19 protein-coding genes and 1 tRNA gene are annotated in these 16,752 nt (G+C 63.8%); 10 read left to right on the forward strand and 10 right to left on the reverse strand.

The annotated features are described in order from the left end of the window. Window positions 1-25 precede the first annotated feature (25 nt). The 5 genes from ACE04A_RS23270 to ACE04A_RS23290 are packed head-to-tail and all read right to left on the reverse strand — an operon-like array spanning window position 26 to window position 4,388. Window positions 26-1,030, reverse strand: coding sequence for a 2-hydroxyacid dehydrogenase (locus ACE04A_RS23270; RefSeq protein WP_448716614.1), 1,005 nt, complete (start codon window positions 1,028-1,030; stop codon window positions 26-28). Window positions 1,031-1,043: 13 nt separating this feature from the next. After that, a complete protein-coding gene (locus tag ACE04A_RS23275) occupies window positions 1,044-1,511 on the reverse strand; it encodes a type II 3-dehydroquinate dehydratase (RefSeq protein ID WP_279995539.1) in 468 nt (155 codons plus the stop codon). A 36-nt stretch (window positions 1,512-1,547) separates the two neighbouring features. Further along, window positions 1,548-2,216 carry a glutathione S-transferase family protein gene (locus tag ACE04A_RS23280; RefSeq protein ID WP_448716616.1) on the reverse strand — a complete coding sequence of 223 codons (669 nt, stop codon included), beginning with the start codon at window positions 2,214-2,216 and terminating at the stop codon, window positions 1,548-1,550. Between the two features lie 46 nt (window positions 2,217-2,262). Next, window positions 2,263-3,261: an NAD(P)H-quinone oxidoreductase gene (locus tag ACE04A_RS23285; protein WP_485820561.1), complete on the reverse strand. Its 999-nt coding sequence runs from the start codon at window positions 3,259-3,261 to the stop codon at window positions 2,263-2,265. Window positions 3,262-3,269: 8 nt separating this feature from the next. Continuing rightward, window positions 3,270-4,388 carry an ABC transporter ATP-binding protein gene (locus tag ACE04A_RS23290; protein ID WP_438859521.1) on the reverse strand — a complete coding sequence of 373 codons (1,119 nt, stop codon included), beginning with the start codon at window positions 4,386-4,388 and terminating at the stop codon, window positions 3,270-3,272. A gap of 243 nt (window positions 4,389-4,631) precedes the next feature. Here ACE04A_RS23290 and ACE04A_RS23295 point away from each other — a divergent pair, with 243 nt between their 5' ends. Beyond that, window positions 4,632-5,900 (forward strand): flavin-containing monooxygenase, encoded by a 1,269-nt coding sequence (locus tag ACE04A_RS23295; protein WP_485820562.1) that lies wholly within the window; start codon window positions 4,632-4,634, stop codon window positions 5,898-5,900. Between the two features lie 43 nt (window positions 5,901-5,943). On the opposite strand, the gene ACE04A_RS23300 is transcribed toward ACE04A_RS23295, so the two are convergent. The 3 genes from ACE04A_RS23300 to ACE04A_RS23310 are packed head-to-tail and all read right to left on the reverse strand — an operon-like array spanning window position 5,944 to window position 8,887. Beyond that, the gene (locus tag ACE04A_RS23300) at window positions 5,944-6,720 is read right to left on the reverse strand and encodes an SDR family oxidoreductase (RefSeq protein WP_279995533.1); all 777 of its coding nucleotides are present in this window, start codon (window positions 6,718-6,720) and stop codon (window positions 5,944-5,946) included. Between the two features lie 24 nt (window positions 6,721-6,744). After that, window positions 6,745-7,659, reverse strand: coding sequence for a beta-keto acid cleavage family enzyme (locus tag ACE04A_RS23305; RefSeq protein WP_279995531.1), 915 nt, complete (start codon window positions 7,657-7,659; stop codon window positions 6,745-6,747). Between the two features lie 13 nt (window positions 7,660-7,672). After that, window positions 7,673-8,887, reverse strand: coding sequence for an ABC transporter substrate-binding protein (locus tag ACE04A_RS23310; protein ID WP_438859525.1), 1,215 nt, complete (start codon window positions 8,885-8,887; stop codon window positions 7,673-7,675). A gap of 158 nt (window positions 8,888-9,045) precedes the next feature. Between ACE04A_RS23310 and ACE04A_RS23315 the strand changes: the two genes are divergently transcribed. Both ACE04A_RS23315 and ACE04A_RS23320 read left to right on the forward strand, forming a co-directional pair. Beyond that, window positions 9,046-9,822, forward strand: coding sequence for a Crp/Fnr family transcriptional regulator (locus ACE04A_RS23315; protein WP_259250559.1), 777 nt, complete (start codon window positions 9,046-9,048; stop codon window positions 9,820-9,822). A 15-nt stretch (window positions 9,823-9,837) separates the two neighbouring features. Next, window positions 9,838-10,323 (forward strand): hypothetical protein, encoded by a 486-nt coding sequence (locus ACE04A_RS23320; RefSeq protein WP_448716620.1) that lies wholly within the window; start codon window positions 9,838-9,840, stop codon window positions 10,321-10,323. Between the two features lie 258 nt (window positions 10,324-10,581). On the opposite strand, the gene ACE04A_RS23325 is transcribed toward ACE04A_RS23320, so the two are convergent. After that, window positions 10,582-10,655 (reverse strand) — tRNA-Gly (locus ACE04A_RS23325). A 184-nt stretch (window positions 10,656-10,839) separates the two neighbouring features. Between ACE04A_RS23325 and trmB the strand changes: the two genes are divergently transcribed. From trmB to lysM, 5 genes are all read left to right on the forward strand, one after another. Continuing rightward, entirely contained in the window at window positions 10,840-11,676 is an 837-nt protein-coding gene (gene trmB, locus ACE04A_RS23330) for a tRNA (guanosine(46)-N7)-methyltransferase TrmB (protein ID WP_448716621.1), read from the forward strand. Further along, window positions 11,676-12,617, forward strand: coding sequence for a prolyl aminopeptidase (gene pip, locus ACE04A_RS23335; protein WP_100854288.1), 942 nt, complete (start codon window positions 11,676-11,678; stop codon window positions 12,615-12,617). Before trmB ends, pip begins: the two co-directional genes overlap by 1 nt. An 11-nt stretch (window positions 12,618-12,628) precedes the next feature. Further along, complete coding sequence (gene thiS / locus ACE04A_RS23340; RefSeq protein ID WP_006222389.1) at window positions 12,629-12,829, forward strand: sulfur carrier protein ThiS; 201 nt, start codon at window positions 12,629-12,631, stop codon at window positions 12,827-12,829. A gap of 321 nt (window positions 12,830-13,150) precedes the next feature. Continuing rightward, window positions 13,151-13,468: a hypothetical protein gene (locus ACE04A_RS23345; protein WP_259250569.1), complete on the forward strand. Its 318-nt coding sequence runs from the start codon at window positions 13,151-13,153 to the stop codon at window positions 13,466-13,468. A 43-nt stretch (window positions 13,469-13,511) separates the two neighbouring features. Next, complete coding sequence (lysM, locus tag ACE04A_RS23350) at window positions 13,512-13,958, forward strand: peptidoglycan-binding protein LysM (RefSeq protein ID WP_259250570.1); 447 nt, start codon at window positions 13,512-13,514, stop codon at window positions 13,956-13,958. Between the two features lie 169 nt (window positions 13,959-14,127). On the opposite strand, the gene ffh is transcribed toward lysM, so the two are convergent. Further along, entirely contained in the window at window positions 14,128-15,534 is a 1,407-nt protein-coding gene (ffh, locus tag ACE04A_RS23355; protein ID WP_050445692.1) for a signal recognition particle protein, read from the reverse strand. 106 nt (window positions 15,535-15,640) lie between these two features. Here ffh and ACE04A_RS23360 point away from each other — a divergent pair, with 106 nt between their 5' ends. Together ACE04A_RS23360 and ACE04A_RS23365 are read left to right on the forward strand one after the other, a co-directional pair. Continuing rightward, window positions 15,641-16,483, forward strand: coding sequence for a cytochrome C assembly family protein (locus ACE04A_RS23360; RefSeq protein WP_167400967.1), 843 nt, complete (start codon window positions 15,641-15,643; stop codon window positions 16,481-16,483). Between the two features lies 1 nt (window position 16,484). Further along, window positions 16,485-16,745 (forward strand): PP0621 family protein, encoded by a 261-nt coding sequence (locus ACE04A_RS23365; protein WP_391437892.1) that lies wholly within the window; start codon window positions 16,485-16,487, stop codon window positions 16,743-16,745. Window positions 16,746-16,752: the final 7 nt, after the last annotated feature.

Raw genomic sequence — 16,752 nt, forward strand, 5'->3', positions numbered from 1 at the left:
CCCCCACGACCCGGCCGCCCGACGCTCAATAGCCGCGTGACGGGTCGATCTGGTTGGCCGGGGCATCGCCGCGCGAAACACGCGCGATGTTCTCGGCGATCTGCGCCGCCGCCGACGCCGGAATGGCAACGGATGCCAGATGCGGTGTGATCAGCACGTTATCCATGCGCCAGAGCGGGTCGTCACCGGGCAGGGGCTCGCGTTCAAAGACGTCTAGCGTGGCCGCGCCGATGTGCCCGCTTTGCAGCAGCGCCGTCATGGCGGCCTGGTCCACCAAGGCGCCACGCGCCACGTTGATCAGCGCGGCTCCGCGCGGCAGCTTCTCAAGTCGTGCCTGATCAAGCAGGCCGCGCGTCTGTGGCGTCAGCGGCAGCATGATCACCAGGATATCGGCCTGCGAGATCACCGTATCCAGCGCGTCCATGCCCGCGTGGCACTGCACGCCCGCGATCTGGCGCGGGCTGCGCGACCAGCCCAGCACGGTGAAGCCTTGGCGTTGTAGTTCATGGGCGGCATAGGCGCCCAGTTCCCCCAGGCCCAGCACCGCCACGCGCGTATCTTCTGGCGACCGAGGATGCCGGTACGCCCATTCCCCACGGCGCTGCGCCTGTTCAAACCAAGGAATATCGCGCGCGTGGCGCAGCGTGGCGAACAGCACGTAGCCCGCCATCATGCGAGCCATATGCGGATCGGTGATACGGGTAATGGGTACGCCGGCCGGGAGATCGTTGCGACCAACCAAGGAATCCACCCCCGCGCCCAAGTTGATGATCAGGCGCAGGTTGGGCATGGGGTCAAAGAAGCCGGTGGGCGGCTTCCAGGCCAGTGCGTAGTGGATGGCGGCGGGGTCGTCGACCTCGCTCTCGTGCAGGACGCGCAACTGAGGCATGCGCGCCTGCAAGGCCTGTTTCCACGCGGTGAAATCGTCGAACTGGCTGTAGAAGACCAGCGCGCCAGAGGGCGCGGCGAGGGGCACGGTGTTGAGCGCAATGTTGTTTGCGGTGTTGTTCGCGGTGTTGCTTGACGTCATCGGTATCGCCTTTTCAAGCGGGGCGCGCGATCAGGCGCGACATGGCTTCAATGGCCAGTTCATAGCCCTCGCCGCCCAGGCCCGCGATGACGCCGTCGGCCGCTTTGGAAATATAGGAATGATGGCGAAACGCCTCGCGCCGCCAGATGTTGCTCATGTGGACTTCAATAATGCGGCCGGGAAACGCCAGCAAGGCATCCAGGATGGGAATCGAGGAATACGTCAGGCCCGCGGCGTTGATGATGATGCCTTGCGCATCGCCGCGCGCTTCCTGTATCCAGTCGATCAACTGGCCTTCATGGTTGGATTGCACGAAATGCAGTTGCAGGTTCAGGCTGGCCGCCTTCTTTTCGCAACGGTCACGCAGCGCCGGGAAACTCTCGGCGCCATAGGTCTTGTTGGCGTCCAGGCCGTATAGATTGGCGTTCGGGCCGTTGAGAAACCAGATGGTGGCGTTGGTGGTAGTGGTGGATGGCGTCATGGCGGTGGTCCGGAATGTGGTCTAGGTGATGCAGCCTTAAGCTTCATGAGGAAGCGTTGCCTGCATGGCGGGCAGCTTGCGAAACGCCGCTTCCCATTGCGCGGCGCGCGGATGGCTGGCGCGCCAGTCCAGTTCAGGAAAACGAAAATCCAGATAGCCCAGCGCGCAACCCAAGGTGACTTCACCGATGGTGGGCGCTTGCGCAGCAAGTGCTGCCCCCTGCGGGTCGGTCAGCGGGTAGGTCAGCGGGTTGATCAGCTCGCCGGCCTGCTGTTCGATCTGCTCCAGGCAGGCGCTAACCTTGACCAATTGCGCATCGCGCCACACCGGCCATTGATATTCAGCCGGCCGAGCCGTGCGTTCATAGCGCGCCAGCAGGGCCGCATCCAGCAGCCCATCGCCCAGCGCTTGTTGCGCCAGGGCGACCCAGCGGCGCGGCCCCACGGCAGGAAACAAATCGCCGTTGCCGCCCAGATGGGCCAGGTATTCGCAGATGACGCGGCTGTCGTACAGCGACTGGCCATCGCCCAGGATCAGCGTCGGCACCTTGGCCAAGGGGTTGTGGGCGGCGATGCGCTCATCACGCCGTACCGGGTTGGCCGCGCTGTCCAGCCATTGGATCTGATCCGCCACGCCCGCCAAATGCGCGCAAACCATGACTTTTCGGACGTAGGGGGAAGTGGGTGCGTAAAGCAGCTTCAACATGGGGGCTATTCCTTTATCGCGAACGCAAAACGAACCACGCAACGCATCAAGGACGCAGCACGACCTTGCCGAACACGTCGCCGCTTTCCAGCAAGCGGTGCGCCTGCGCCGCCTCTGACAGGGGCAGGCTGGCGTGGACGCGTGGGGCGATGCGGCCGTCCGACACCAGCGGCAGCACATGCCGGGTGATGGCCTGCGCCATGCGCGTTTTCTCTGCCGCGCTTTGCGGCCGCAGGGTGGATGAATGCAGGCTCAATTGCTTTTGCATCAGGGTCAGCAGGTCAATGTTGACCTGGGACCCTTGCAAGAACGACAGGCTGACGTGGCGGCCACCAAAGGCCAGCGCCTGAAGGTTGCGTCGCACGTAGTCGCCGCCCACCATGTCCAGCACCACGTCCACGCCCTGCCCTTGCGTGGCGTCCAGGCAGGCCCGCACGAAATCCGTATCGCGATAGCAGATGGCAAAGGCCGCGCCCATCTCGCGCAGCGCCGGCAAGCGGTCCGCGCGCCCGGCCGTCGCCACCACCCGCGTTCCCGCCGCGTGCGCCATGCGCAGGGCCAGCGTGCCGATGCCGCCCGCCGCGCCATGGATCAGCACGGTCTGGCCCATGCGCAGGCGGCCAAGCTCAAACAGGTTGTGCCACACGGTGAACAGGCCTTCGGGCAAGGCCGCCGCCGCGTTGTCGTCCAGGCAGTCCGGCACGACAAAAGAATGATCGACGCGCGCCACGCACCAGGGGGCATAGCCACCGCCGGGCAACAGGCTCATCAGCCGTTGGCCCCGCAGCGCTTCGGGCACGCCGGGGCCGGCGGCGACGACTTCGCCGCAGGCTTCCAGGCCCAGCACGTCGGTGACGCCAGGGGCCAGCCGTACCGCCCCCTGGCGTTGCATGATGTCCGGCCGGTTGACGCCGGCTGCGTGCACGCGCAGCAGCACTTCGCCGGGGCCGGGCGTCGGCACGGGCCGGCTTGCCAACGTCAGTACACTGGCGTCGCCGGGTTCGCGGGCCACGACAGCCTGCATGGTGGAGGGGATGACGGTCATGGCGGGCATTACGAGACGTTGAACACGCTGATGCCCTGGCCGGGCAACGCCAGGCCGGTCACCGAGCCCACCGGCCAATGCTGCAAGGCGTCCAGGCCCGCGCTGCGCACCATCACGCGCTGATGACCCGCCACCGGGATATCGACGTCGATGTAGGAATCAATGTGATCGCCCTGGAACACATGGTTCACCACCGTGCCGCTAAGCACGGATTCGCCATGCAGGTTCTCCAGCCGGATCTGTTCCGGCCGCACATAGATGTCCAGGCGACGGCCTTCGTGCGAACCGCCCACCAGCCGGTCTCGCGCCACGCGGATCAAGCCTGCGCCCAGGCGCAGCAAGATGCCGTCGGGGTCTGAACCGTGATAGTGCGCGGGAAGAATGTTCACATCGCCCAGGAACGAGGCCACGAAGGGATCTTGCGGATTTCGGTAGAGCTCGTCGGGCGTGGCGATCTGGCGGATGACGCCGCTGGACATCACCGCGATGCGGTCCGACATGGCCAGCGCCTCGCCCTGATCGTGCGTGACGAACACCGTGGTTACGCCCAGCTTGCGCTGGATCTCGCGAATTTCCACCTGCATCGAGCCGCGCAGGCCTTTGTCCAGCGCCGAGAAGGGCTCGTCCAGCAGCAGCACCTTGGGGCGGATCACCAAGGCGCGCGCCAGCGCCACCCGCTGCTGCTGGCCGCCAGACAATTCGCGGGGCTTGCGTTCGCCCAGCCCGTCCAGCTTGACCAGCGCCATGGCCTCTTCCACGCGCTGGGCAATCTCACCAGCGGGCATCCGGCGCATGCGCAGGCCGTAGCCGATGTTGCGCGCCACCGTCATATGGGGAAACAGCGCGTAGTTCTGAAACACCATGCCAATCTGCCGCTGATAGGGCGGCAGATCCGTAACCAGTTGATCTTCGATGAAGATCTCGCCGTTGTCCGCTTGCGCGAACCCCGCGATCAGGTTCAAGAGCGTGGTCTTGCCGCAGCCGGACGGCCCCAGCAGCGTCAGGAATTCACCGCGCCGGATCTTCAGCGACAGCTCCTGCAACACCGTCTGCTGACGGTACTTCTTGACCACTCCTTCCAGGCTCACCGCGCTGGACGATTTTGGGGACACGGGGCTGTTCTGCATGGCGGCTCTATCTGTTGCGCGATGCTTTGCAGAATAAGGGAAGCAGGGTCTACCGGCCGTTTGTGGATATTGATGCGGTCCATCGGAAAAAACGAAACGAGATCCCGGCGTTGGCTCTGGGGGAGTGATTTGCTTTTTCCTAAGCCCAGCGTCCAAAAAACCAAGTTATCAAGCGCGGCCATCTGGCTCACACTGCGCCGCATCGGTGCACGTATGCGGTCTTGAACCTTCTTAGGAAAAGCAATGTCAGTGGAAAAAACCAATACCTTGGTGATCGGCGCCGGCCAGGCCGGCATCGCGATGAGTGAGCACCTGCGCGCGATGGGCATTGACCACATCGTGCTGGAACGCAAGCGCATCGCCGAACGCTGGCGCTCGGAACGCTGGGACTCGCTGGTGGCCAATGGCCCCGCCTGGCATGACCGCTTTCCCAGCCTGAAATTCGATGACATCGGCGCGGACGTGTTCCCGCCCAAGGAACGCATGGCGCAGTACTTCGAAGACTACGCCAGGATGATCAATGCGCCCGTGCGCACCGGCGTCGAGGTCCTGCGCGTGCAGCGCAACCAGAAGCGCCCCGGCTTCACCGTCACCACGTCAGACGGCGTATTCGAGGCGCTGCATGTGGTGACGGCAACCGGCGCGTTCCAGATTCCCAGCTACCCGGCCATCGTGCCGGAAGACGCGGGCATCCAGCAGGTGCATTCATCCGCCTACAAGAATCCCGGCCAACTCGCTGACGGCGCGGTGCTGGTGGTGGGTGCGGGCGCTTCGGGCTCGCAGATTGCCGAGGAATTGCGCCGCGCCGGGCGCACCGTGTACCTGTCCGTTGGCGAACACTATCGCCCGCCCCGTTCCTACCGCGAACGCGATTACTGCTGGTGGCTGGGTGCGTTGGGCATGTGGGACGAAGTCAAGAAGAAGCCCAAGCGCGAGCACGTCGCCTTCGCGGTCAGCGGCTACGACAACGGCAAGACCATCGACTTTCGTCGCCTGGCGCACACGGGCATTCAGTTGGGCGGCATCACGCAGCGCTTTGAGAACGGCGTGATGGCGTTCCAGGAGGGCTTGGCCGAAAACGTTGCGCAAGGCGACGCGGACTACTTTGAAGTGCTGCGCGAAGCCGATGCCTACATCGAACAGAACGGCCTGGATCTGCCGCCTGAACCCGAAGCCTGGAAGCTGCTGGACGACCCCGACTGCCTGACAAATCCCATCCTGAGCCTGAACCTGGCCGAGGCCGGCATCAAGAGCATCGTCTGGGCAACCGGCTTCAAGGTGGATTACCGCTGGATGGAAGTGGACGTGTTCGACGACCAGGGCTACCCCGTTCACAAGCGCGGCATCACCGCTGAAAAAGGCATCTACTTTCTGGGCCTGCCGAACCAGTCGAACCGGTCGTCGTCATTTATCTGGGGCGTGTGGCACGACGCGAAGTACATCGCGGACCATATCGGTATTCATCTGGACTATCTGGCCTATGAGAAGGACGGGGGGATGCCCAGGGTTTGATGGAAGAATGCCGGTCCGCCCTGTTCCGCGTGCCGGCTAACCATCAGCCCAGATACTCCACGTTGCCACACACCGAGATGCTCTGCCCGCTGATGACCGCGCCTTCGTCGGAGCACAGGTAGGCCACTTGATTGGCCACGTCTTCGGGGCGGGTCATCCGGCGTAGCGAGACTTTCTCGACCAGTTGTTCGCGCATCACGTCGTTGCTGACGCCGCCTGCCTGCGCGCGGGCGGCAATGATGCGCTCGACGCGATCACCCGACACCACGCCCGGCAGCACGGAGTTGACGCGAATGTTGGACGGGCCCAGTTCCATGGCCCACGTCTGCGTCAGCCCCGCCAGGCCGAACTTGCTGGCGCTGTACGGGCTACGCAGTGAAAAGCCCAGGCGGCCGGCCACCGACGAAATATTGATGATGGCGCCGCCCCCTGCCGCCCGCAGCAAGGGCACGGCGCTGCGCGCGCACAGGAAAGTGCCGGTCAGGTTGACGTCCAGCGTGTTCTGCCAGGCATCCAGCGTGGTGTCTTCCAGGCGGCTGGTGGGGCCGGACACGCCCGCGTTGTTGATCAAGGCGTCAAGCTTGCCCCAGCGCGCGGCCAAGTCCGCGAACATGGCCGCCACCTGCGCTTCGCTGGACACGTCGGTCACGCTGACCGTCATACGCGGGTTCGCGCTGCGTGCCGCTTCGCAGGCTGCCGCGTCCACGTCGCAGATGTGCACCTCGGCGCCGGATGCCAGGAATTTCTGCGCGATGGCCAAGCCGATGCCCTGCGCCCCCGCCGTGATCAGGACGCGCTTGCCGTTCAAGGATTCAATCATGATGTCTCGTTAAAGATGATGCGATCAGACCGCGAATTCGGGGCGGATACCGCTTTGCAAGGGCAAGCCCATGATCTCGCGCGCCTCGGCGGGCGTGGCGGGCTCCATGTCCATTTCGCGGATGATGCGTACGATGCGCTCGGTCAGTTGGACATTGGTGGCCAGTTCGCCGTGCCGGTAGTACAGGTTGTCTTCCAGCCCCACGCGCGCATGGCCGCCCAGCAGCAACGCGCTGATGTTGGCCTCAAGCTGCGACGGACCAATGCCGCTGACGCAGAAAATGCTGTTCTTTGGCAGCAGGTCCACCATCATTTGCAGATGCCGGGGCGAGAACGGCATCGCATTTTGAAAATTCCGATGCACGTTCATGACCAGGTTGATGAAGTGAGGCCCTTCGTCCAGCCCTTCCTCGATCAGCGTCGTGGCGTCTTGCAGGATGTGCGTGGGGCTGAAGACCTCCCATTCGGGCTTGATGCCGCGCGCCTTCATGCCGGCCGCCAGTTCGCGCGCCTTGCTCAGCGGCGTATTCATCAAGTATTCACGGTCGCCAAACGCCAGGTTCAGCGTGGTGGCGTCCAGCGTGCACATTTCGGCGCCGGCATCCATGCCCTTGAGCCGCTCTTCCCACAAAATTTCCCAAGTGCCGGGCGACGTTTCCTTCACCATGTCGCCATGCACGCCGCCCCCGGTGGAGTTGTTCAGCACGATGTCGCAACGCTCGCGGATGCGCTGGTTCATGTCGCGGTAGATCGCCGCGTCGCACGTGGCCTGGTCATCGGGCCGGCGCGCGTGCAGCGCCACCACGCTGGCGCCCGCGTTGTAGCAGCGGTAAACGTCTTCCGCGATTTCAGCCGGTTGCGTCGGCAGATGCGGGTTCTGGGTCTTGAATGCCATGCCCCCGGTCGGGGCGATGGTCACGATGACTTTGCGTTTGGCCATGGGGATCTCCGGTTCACTTCCACAGTGCGCAGCGCGTCTCGGCCTGCTTGGTGAAGGCCTCGTTGCCGTCAATCGTTTGCAGCACCTTGAAGTAGTCCCAAGCCTGCTTGGACTCGTCCGGCGTCTTCACCTGCAACAGGTACATGTCGTGCACGACGCGGCCATCCGGACGCACCACGCCGTCCTTGATGTACATGTCATTCAGCTTGTTCTCGCGCAGGTATGCCAAGACGCGGTCGGCGTCATCCGTGCCCAAGGCCTTGACCGCGCGCAGGTATTGCAGCGCCACGGAGTAGTCGGCCGCTTGCAGCGACGATGGCATGGCATTGCGGCGTTCAAAGAACTTCTGGCTCCAGGCGCGGCTCGCATCCGATGCGTTCCAGTACCAGCTATCGGTCAGGTACATGCCCTGCGTGGCGGGCAGACCCATGGCGTGGATGTCGTTGATGAACATGATCATGCCCGCCAACTTCATCGTCTTGGTCACGCCGAATTCGTTGGCGGCCTTGATGGCGTTGGTGGCGTCGGCGCCGGCATTCGCCAAGGCAAGAATCTCGGCCTTGCTGGCTTGCGCCTGCAACAGGAACGACGAGAAATCGTTGGCCGACAAGGGATGCTTGACCGATCCCACGACCTTGCCGCCGCCCGCCTCGACCACCTTCGTCGTATCGGCTTGCAGCGCGTGGCCGAAGGCGTAATCGGCCGTAAGGAAGTACCAGCTTTTACCGCCCGCCTTGACCACCGCCGCGCCCGTGCCACGCGCCAGCGCAACCGTGTCGTAGGCATAGTTCAAGGTGTAGGGCGTGCATTGCTCGTTGGTCAGCGCGGGTGCGCCCGCGCCCACCACGATGATGGGCTTCTTCTTGTCCGCCGCCACCTTCGACATGGCCAGCGCGGTGCTGGAATTGGTGCCGCCGATCAGCATGTCCAGGCCGCGCTGGTCGAACCATTCGCGCGCCTTGGCCGATGCGATATCCGCCTTGTTCTGGTGGTCGGCCGTCAACAGTTCGATCTTTTTGCCGTTGATCTCGCCGCCCATTTCCTCGATGGCCATCTTGATGGCTTCCGCCCCACCCGGGCCGTCGGGGCCGGAATACACGCCGGACAGGTCGGTGATGAATCCGATCCGAATGACATCGTCCGAGATCTGGGCGTGCGCGGCGCTGGCGCCGAGCAGCGACACGGCGGCAGCGCAGGCGAGCGCGCTGCCGGACTTGATGCGTGGCATTGACAACATACCGGTCTCCTCTTATGTTTTTTGGCTCTTGATGCCTCAAGTATTCTGGGACCGCCCCCAGGCGCGTACAGTCATCATGGTGACAAAGCGGCCTAGGGTTTACCTGTGCGCCCTTTTCCCCTTTTGCCCTGTTGTTGAACGGAGAAACCATGCCTGGACCGACCGCCAACGTAGGCAGCCAGACCCGTGGCCCCGCGCGCAAGCCGGCCGAATGCCCGGTGGACAAAATGCTGAGCGTTGTGCCCTGGTACAACGGCCTGCCCAAGCTTGAGCGCAACCTGGTCCGATCGGAACTGCGCACGGTATCGCTGGCCACCGGCGAATACCTGTTTCGCGCGGGGTCGAAATCGCTGGGTTGGTATGGCGTGGTTGAAGGCCTGGTGAAATGGACGTCGCCCGGCGCGGACGGCAAGTCCTTGTCGCTGGCCGGTTTCAGCATCGGCAGTTGGTTCGGCGAAGCCACCATGCTGCGCCGCGAGCGCTTTGAATATGAGGTGATCGCGCTGCGCCCCAGCCGCATCGTCATCCTGCCGCGCGACACCTGCGAACGCCTGTGGAACCACAACATCGAATTCACCAAGGCATTGACGATGCACCTGGCGCAGCGCGTCAACTGGCTGATGGCCAGCTATACCGGCAACGTCCTGTTGGACGTGGACACCACCGTGGCCCGCGCCGTGGCGGCGCAATTCGATGCCGAACGCCATTCGGACACGCAGGGCCGATTGAAAATATCCCAGGAAGAAATCGCCAGCTTGTGCGGCGTGTCCCGCCAACGATGCAACGCCGCGCTGACGCGGCTGGCGCGCGCGGGGGTACTACGAACGCACTACGGCGGCATGACGATTCTGGATAAGGACGCGCTGTACCAGCGGGCGTTGATTGACGATGATTCCGGCGATTCGCCGAGTATGATGCGCCGCTGACCCATTGGAGATCCATTGACATTCGACGACCACAAGGGCGGAAGCTTGCCCCGGAAGGTGGGGCTGCGCGTTGCTTTGCTGCTCTTGCCCGTGCTCTGCCTCTTGCTGGGTTGGGCAGGCTGGACGATCCTGAAATCGCCCTACGAACCCAAGGGCGCGACCTCCACCGCCTCGGCATTTATCCAGGATATCCACCAGGAAAACTGGCAACGCGCCCATGACCTGACATTCAAGAACGGCTACACCGGACGCAACCTGGATGAACTGCGCCGCGTCGCCGCCCGCCAATTCTGCGGGCGTGTGTCCGTGCTGAAATCCTGGCATCCCCCACAAACCCATGGCAACCGGCTGCGCCGCTGGCTAAACGGCGTGGCGGTGGATCAAGACCAGGTGTGGGTGGAATTCGATGACGCGGCGACGGGATGCATGATGACGTTCGAGATGCGGCTTGGCAAAGACAGCCAGTGGAGGGTCTTCAATTTCCAGAGTCATGCGGGGTGATGGAGAGCGCCCGGGATTCAATAAGCGTTCATATATGAACGCCTAAGGGGCTTTTCAGTTGATATTTGAACCCAATCGGCATGCAGCGCTCTTCGCGACGGCGTCACCTACTGCACGAACGGATGCACCAGATCGACCGCTTTCGGGACGACTTCGGTTTATGAGCGAAAGGCTATTTGGGGGAAGACCATCCCCAGATCCAGGACGGCCGATGCAACACGCCACGGCGTTTTCTTGGCATTGCCTGAATAGTTGAAGTGGAGCGGGTGAAGGGAATCGAACCCTCGTATGAAGCTTGGGAAGCTGCCGTTCTACCATTGAACTACACCCGCTCGGGTGTCGTGCCACGGCGCGGGGCCGGGGCAGAGCCGACGATTATAGCGCGGGTTTTTCAGATTTCAGGGGTGATTTTTGCGTGCGTTTTCGACGGTATCGGCCTTCGGAATTAAATGCGTCCCCAATTTAGTCCATCCGGCCGACTCCACCCCGCCGCACCTGCCACTACAATTCGGGGCTATGAAACCCAACAACCCCGCGAACCCCTCCGCGGACACCCCCGCGACGCCTTCCGTGAACACCTCCGACACCCCCGCCGACTCGTCGGCATCGGCGCCTGCCGCCGCGCCCGTTTCCCCCGAAACCCAGGCGGCGTTGGCCAGCACGGCCCACGCGCCGAACAGCCCGGGCGCCACGCACATTCGCAGCTTTGTGCATCGCCGTGGCCATATCACCCAGGGCCAGTTGGCTGCGTTGGAACGTCTGATGGGCGAATGGTCCATTCCGTACGCGCCCCGCCGCCTGGATCCCGCCGCCGCGTTTGGCCGTCAAGCGCCGACGGTGCTGGAAATTGGCTTCGGCATGGGCGAAACCACCGAGAAGATCGCGCTGGCGCGCCCCGAAGACAACTTCCTGGGCGTGGAAGTGTTCAATGCCGGCGTCGGCTCGCTGCTGCGCCGCATTGAAGATTCCAAAATTTCGAACCTGCGCATCATCCAGCACGACGCCGTGGAAGTCGTGCGCGACATGATCGCGCCGGATTCGCTGGCCGGCGTGCATGTGTACTTTCCGGATCCGTGGCCAAAAAAGCGCCACCACAAGCGCCGCCTGCTGCAACCCGCCTTCGTGTCGCTGTTGGCCAGCCGCATCGCGCCGGGTGGCTATATCCATTGCGCCACCGACTGGGAAGACTACGCGGTGCAAATGCTGGAAGTGCTTAGCGGCGAACCGCTGCTGGCCAACACGGTGGACGGCTACGCGCCCCGCCCCGATTACCGCCCCCTGACCAAATTCGAGACACGCGGCCTGCGCCTGGGCCACGGCGTCTGGGACCTGATCTTCAAGCGAGTCGCCTAATGCTCTATCCGCCGATCGAACCCTACCGCCACGGCATGCTGGACACCGGAGACGGCCACCAGATCTATTGGGAAATGTCGGGCAATCCGAACGGCAAGCCCGCCGTGTTCCTGCATGGCGGGCCGGGCAGCGGCTGTTCGCCCGTGCATCGCCAACTGTTCGATCCGCAGCGCTACAACGTGCTGCTGTTCGATCAGCGCGGTTGTGGCCGGTCCAAGCCGCACGCCAGCCTGGACAACAACACGACCTGGCATCTGGTGTCCGACATCGAACGCCTGCGCACCGAGATCATGGGCGCGGAAAAGTGGCTGGTGTTCGGTGGCTCGTGGGGCTCGACCCTGGCGCTGGCGTATGCGGAAACGCATCCGTCGCATACCAGCGAATTGGTGCTGCGCGGCATCTTCGGCCTGCGTCGCGCGGAAATCCAATGGTTCTATCAGGAAGGCGCGTCGTGGCTGTTTCCGGACCGTTGGGAAGAATACCTGGCGCCCATTCCGGAAGCCGAACGCGGCGACCTGGTGGCGGCCTATCACAAGCGGCTGACGGGCGATGACCCGGCCGAACAACTGCGCGCGGCCAAGGCCTGGAGCAAGTGGGAAGACAGCACCATCACGCTGCTGCCCAGCCCGCGCCACCAGCAAAGCCACGCTGCCGACCGCGCCGCGCTGGCGTTTGCGCGCATCGAGAACCACTACTTCGTGAACGCGGGCTTCATGGAAGAAGGCCAGTTGATTCGCGACGCGCACAAGCTGCGTGGCATCCCCGGCACCATCGTGCAAGGCCGCTACGACGTCTGCACGCCGGCCCGCACGGCCTGGGACCTGCATCGCGCCTGGCCGGAAGCGGATTTTCATCTGGTGCCCGACGCGGGCCATGCCTTTGATGAACCCGGCACGCTGGCGCGCCTGCTCGCCGCCACCGACGCTTACGCAAAACAGTGAGGACACCTGACATGCACATCACCCTGAATGGCGACGCGCGCGAATTTCCCTTGGACACCACCGTGATTGAACTGCTGCAAACGCTGGGTTATGCCGGCAAGCGCGTGGCGGTGGAACGCAATGGCGAAATCGTGCCCAAGAGCCAGCACGAACAGACCACGCTCACCGACGGCGACCAGATCGAAATCGTGGTGGCGGTGGGCGGCGGCTGATCGCCCTTATCCACACCCGTGGCGCGAACCGGCGCCGCAACCGCAAAGGCCGCTGTCAGTTCAGCGGCCTTTTTCATGGCATTGCGCACCACGTCGCTACGCATGACATCCCGCGCCCGATGCGGTTTGCGCTTGCCGCGCGACACGCCCTGCGAAGTGACGAGCATTGTTGCGTAGTCTGCCAAGCAGCTAGCAACCTGTTACACGATACCCCCTCGTCTCGCGGCGAATACGCGAGTAATAATCGTTGCTGCTGGCGTTGTAGGTTGTCGTGTTGTTGTTCTAGCGTTGCACATCGCCCCATTGGGGCAAGGAGGCATCATGAACACCGCCGTCATCATCAATCTTCTCATCCAGCTCGTTGCTGGCGCAGCGGGCGGGAATGGACTGGGAAAAATGCTCCAGCAGTTCAATTTAGGCCCACTGGGCAACACCATCGCGGGCGCCATCGGCGGCTTGGCGGGGGGTTCGTGGCTGGCACCCATGATCAGCGCCGGGGCGGGCGCCGCCACGGCGGCCAACACGGGGCTGGACCTTTCAGCGATAGCGGGCAGTGTGGTGGGCGGCGGCGTGGGTGGTGCCGTGCTGACCTTGATTGCCGGCATCGTACGCAAGATGTTCGTGGGCCGCGCGCCCTGATCGCACTTCGTTTTCTCACCGCAACATAGATAAAGGAAACACTATGGGTCTGCTCAATTTCATCAAGGATGTAGGCGAAAAGCTCTTCGGCGCCAGCGAGGCCAAGGCCGCGACAGCGGACGAGTTGAAGAAAGAGTTGGATAAGCACGGCCTGAACGCGGATGGCCTGCAAATCTCGGTGGATGGCGACAAGGTCACGGTGGCGGGCGAGGCGCTCAGCACGGAAGACGCCGAGAAGATCTCGCTGGCGCTAGGCAACACCGTGGGCGTGGCGGCGGTGGACAACCAATTGAAGGTGAAGCAGGCCACGCCTGAAGCCAAGATGTACACGGTGCAAAAGGGCGACAACCTGTGGAAGATTGCCGAAGCGCAGTACGGCAAGGGCCAGGGCGCGAAGAACACGCTGATCTTCGAAGCCAACAAGCCGATGCTGACGAGCCCGGACAAAATCTACCCGGGCCAGGTGCTGCGCATTCCGCCGGTGGCGTAAGCGCTCATTGAACTCGACAAGCCGGAGAACACCCATGCGTTTTCCGGATTGTGTCGCGGCACGGCGCCCCCTGCCTGCCGCGATTGCTTGGCCAGACGCAATGTCTGGCCATTTTTTTAGCTAGCCCTAGGGGGCAGGAAGCGCACGTAGTGCGCGCACCGTGGGGGCCTTACTTCATGCCGAAGCGGCCCAAACCCTTCATGCCGCCCATGGCGCGCATCATCTTTGCCATGCCGCCCTTCTTCATCTGCTTCATCATCCCCTGCATCTGCTCGAACTGAGCCAGCAGGCGGTTGACCTCTTGGACCGGCACGCCGGAGCCCGTGGCGATGCGGCGCTTGCGGGATGCCTTGATCAGCTCAGGCTTGGCGCGTTCGGCGGCCGTCATGGAATTCAGGATGCCTTCCGTGCGGCGCAATTGCTTTTCGGCCTGGCCGCCTTGCAACTGGCCCGCGGCCTGCTGGAACTGAGCCGGCAGCTTTTCAAGCAGCGAACCCATGTCGCCCAGCTTTTTCACCTGACCAAGCTGTTCGCGGAAATCGTTGAGGTCGAACTTGTTGCCCGACTTGATCTTCGCCGCCAGCTTTTGCGCATCGGCGATGTCGATGTTCTTCTGCGCCTGCTCGACCAGCGACACGATGTCGCCCATGCCCAGCACCCGTTGCGCCATGCGGTCGGGGTAGAAAGGTTCCAGGCCGTCCAGCTTTTCGGACACACCGACAAACTTCAGCGGTTTGCCAGTGACGTGGCGCACCGACAGGGCCGCGCCGCCACGGGCGTCGCCGTCCAGCTTGGTCAGCACCACACCGGTCAGGGGCAGCGCGTCCGCGAAGGCGCGCGCGGTGTTGACCGCGTCCTGGCCCTGCATGGCGTCCACCACGAACAGCGTTTCCACCGGCTTGACCAGATCATGCAATGCGCGGATTTCGCGCATCATGGCTTCATCGATGCCAAGGCGGCCGGCCGTGTCCAGGATCAGCACGTCGTAGTGGTGACGGCGCGCATGGTCCACCGCGCCGCGCGCGATGTCTTCGGGTTTCTGGCTGGGGTCGGACGGCAGGAAGTCCACGCCGACCTGCGCGGCCACGCTTTTCAGCTGGTCGATAGCGGCGGGGCGATAGACGTCGGCGGACACCACCAGCACTTTCTTCTTGCCGGTCTTGCGGCCGTGCTGCGTGTGCTGCCCTTCGGACAGCCAGCGCGCCAGCTTGCCGGTGGTGGTGGTTTTACCCGCGCCTTGCAGGCCGGCCATCAGGATGACGGCGGGCGGCTGCACCGCCAGCGACAGTTCGTTGGAATCAGCGCCCAGGTCGCCGCCCATCAGGGCGGTCAGTTCCTTGTGGACGACGCCGACCAGGGCTTGGCCCGGGCTGAGGCTGGCGGCCACTTCTTCACCCAGCGCTTTTTCCTTCACGCGGGCGACAAATTCACGCACGACGGGCAGCGCCACGTCGGCTTCCAGCAGCGCCATGCGCACTTCGCGCAGCATCTCCTGGGTGTTGGCCTCGGTCAGGCGGGCTTCACCGCGCAGCGTCTTGACGACACGCGAAAGGCGTTGAGTTAGGTTATCGAGCATGAGAGGCGTTTCCGCTTAAACTAGTTGATTGAACGGTGGCCGCAGGCGCGGATTCTGCGCTTTCGGGTGGCACGCACCCCAAGGCCCCATCCAGACAACGGTTTTTATGTCACTAGGCATTGTATTTCACACAGCGGCTGCCTTGGCGTACGCAGTGCTAGGGGGGTCTCTCTGGGCCCGCCTGGCCGGCGCCGGGGAAGTCGAACGGACGGGCAAAATCGGCCGTCTGTGCCTGCTGGGGGCCTTGGTCCTGCATGGAATCGGGCTGCAACAATCCATGCTGGGCGCCCAGCATCTGTTCATTGGGTGGGCACTGGCCCTGTCCGCGGCCATCTGGCTGGGCATGGTGGTGTTCTGGCTGGAAAGCCTGCTGGTACGCATCGACGGCCTGCAATTGCTGCTGTTGCCCGCCGCCGCCATCGCCAGCGCCCTGGCCGCCGTGTTTCCCCAGGGGCAGTTCGTGCCCCACGCCGACAACGCCTGGCTGCGCGTGCACCTGCTGATCGCCCTGGCCGCCTATGGCCTGATCACCATCGCCGCGCTGCACGCCATGATGATGGCTTTGCTTGACCGCCATCTGCACCGCCCGCTGGACGCCCCCGCCGAACGCAGCATCATCGGCCGCGTGCTGGACTCCCAGCCGCCGTTGCTGGTGCAGGAACAACTGCTGTTCCGTATTATCTGGATCGGTTTCATCGTGCTGACCTTGGCGGTGGGCTCGGGGTCGGTGGCGTCCATGAAGCTGACGGGCAAAATCTTGCCGTTTGACCACAAGACCGTCTTCACCCTGTTGTCCTGGCTGACGTTCGGCGTGCTGCTCGCTGGCCGCCACGTGTGGGGCTGGCGCGGGCGCGTGGCGCTGCGCTGGACGTTGACGGGTTTTGGTTTTTTGATTCTGGCGTACACCGGCAGCCGGTTCGTGCTGGAAATGATTCTGCATCGAGGCTGACGTGGGCAAGTTGTTGTTCTGGATCGTTTTGATCATCGCGGTGCTGTTCGTTGCCCGCATCGCCGCCCGCATGGCGGCGGCGCGCCAGGTGGGCGAGCAGCCCAAGGGCCGCAGCCAGCCGGCCCCGGCCAAGCACGCGCCGGAATCCATGGTGCGATGCGCGCACTGCGGCATCCACCTGCCCCGGTCCGAAGCCGTGCTGCTGAACGGCCACACCTGGTGCAGCACCGAGCATTCCAAGCTGGGCCCGGCCAGGAAATAAGCGGCGC

Source organism: Achromobacter colocynthidis (genome assembly GCF_057334535.1).

What these genes read in the sequence shown, in the direction of transcription:
- ACE04A_RS23345 (WP_259250569.1), top strand. Translation starts at nt 13,151, where the DNA reads ATGAACACCGCCGTCATCATCAATCTTCTCATCCAGCTCGTTGCTGGC.
- trmB (WP_448716621.1), top strand. Translation starts at nt 10,840, where the DNA reads ATGAAACCCAACAACCCCGCGAACCCCTCCGCGGACACCCCCGCGACG.
- thiS (WP_006222389.1), top strand. Translation starts at nt 12,629, where the DNA reads ATGCACATCACCCTGAATGGCGACGCGCGCGAATTTCCCTTGGACACC.
- ACE04A_RS23360 (WP_167400967.1), top strand. Translation starts at nt 15,641, where the DNA reads ATGTCACTAGGCATTGTATTTCACACAGCGGCTGCCTTGGCGTACGCA.
- ACE04A_RS23280 (WP_448716616.1), bottom strand. Translation starts at nt 2,216, where the DNA reads ATGTTGAAGCTGCTTTACGCACCCACTTCCCCCTACGTCCGAAAAGTC.
- ffh (WP_050445692.1), bottom strand. Translation starts at nt 15,534, where the DNA reads ATGCTCGATAACCTAACTCAACGCCTTTCGCGTGTCGTCAAGACGCTG.
- ACE04A_RS23300 (WP_279995533.1), bottom strand. Translation starts at nt 6,720, where the DNA reads ATGATTGAATCCTTGAACGGCAAGCGCGTCCTGATCACGGCGGGGGCG.
- ACE04A_RS23290 (WP_438859521.1), bottom strand. Translation starts at nt 4,388, where the DNA reads ATGCAGAACAGCCCCGTGTCCCCAAAATCGTCCAGCGCGGTGAGCCTG.
- ACE04A_RS23315 (WP_259250559.1), top strand. Translation starts at nt 9,046, where the DNA reads ATGCCTGGACCGACCGCCAACGTAGGCAGCCAGACCCGTGGCCCCGCG.
- ACE04A_RS23295 (WP_485820562.1), top strand. Translation starts at nt 4,632, where the DNA reads ATGTCAGTGGAAAAAACCAATACCTTGGTGATCGGCGCCGGCCAGGCC.
- pip (WP_100854288.1), top strand. Translation starts at nt 11,676, where the DNA reads ATGCTCTATCCGCCGATCGAACCCTACCGCCACGGCATGCTGGACACC.
- ACE04A_RS23270 (WP_448716614.1), bottom strand. Translation starts at nt 1,030, where the DNA reads ATGACGTCAAGCAACACCGCGAACAACACCGCAAACAACATTGCGCTC.
- ACE04A_RS23305 (WP_279995531.1), bottom strand. Translation starts at nt 7,659, where the DNA reads ATGGCCAAACGCAAAGTCATCGTGACCATCGCCCCGACCGGGGGCATG.
- lysM (WP_259250570.1), top strand. Translation starts at nt 13,512, where the DNA reads ATGGGTCTGCTCAATTTCATCAAGGATGTAGGCGAAAAGCTCTTCGGC.
- ACE04A_RS23275 (WP_279995539.1), bottom strand. Translation starts at nt 1,511, where the DNA reads ATGACGCCATCCACCACTACCACCAACGCCACCATCTGGTTTCTCAAC.
- ACE04A_RS23285 (WP_485820561.1), bottom strand. Translation starts at nt 3,261, where the DNA reads ATGACCGTCATCCCCTCCACCATGCAGGCTGTCGTGGCCCGCGAACCC.
- ACE04A_RS23310 (WP_438859525.1), bottom strand. Translation starts at nt 8,887, where the DNA reads ATGCCACGCATCAAGTCCGGCAGCGCGCTCGCCTGCGCTGCCGCCGTG.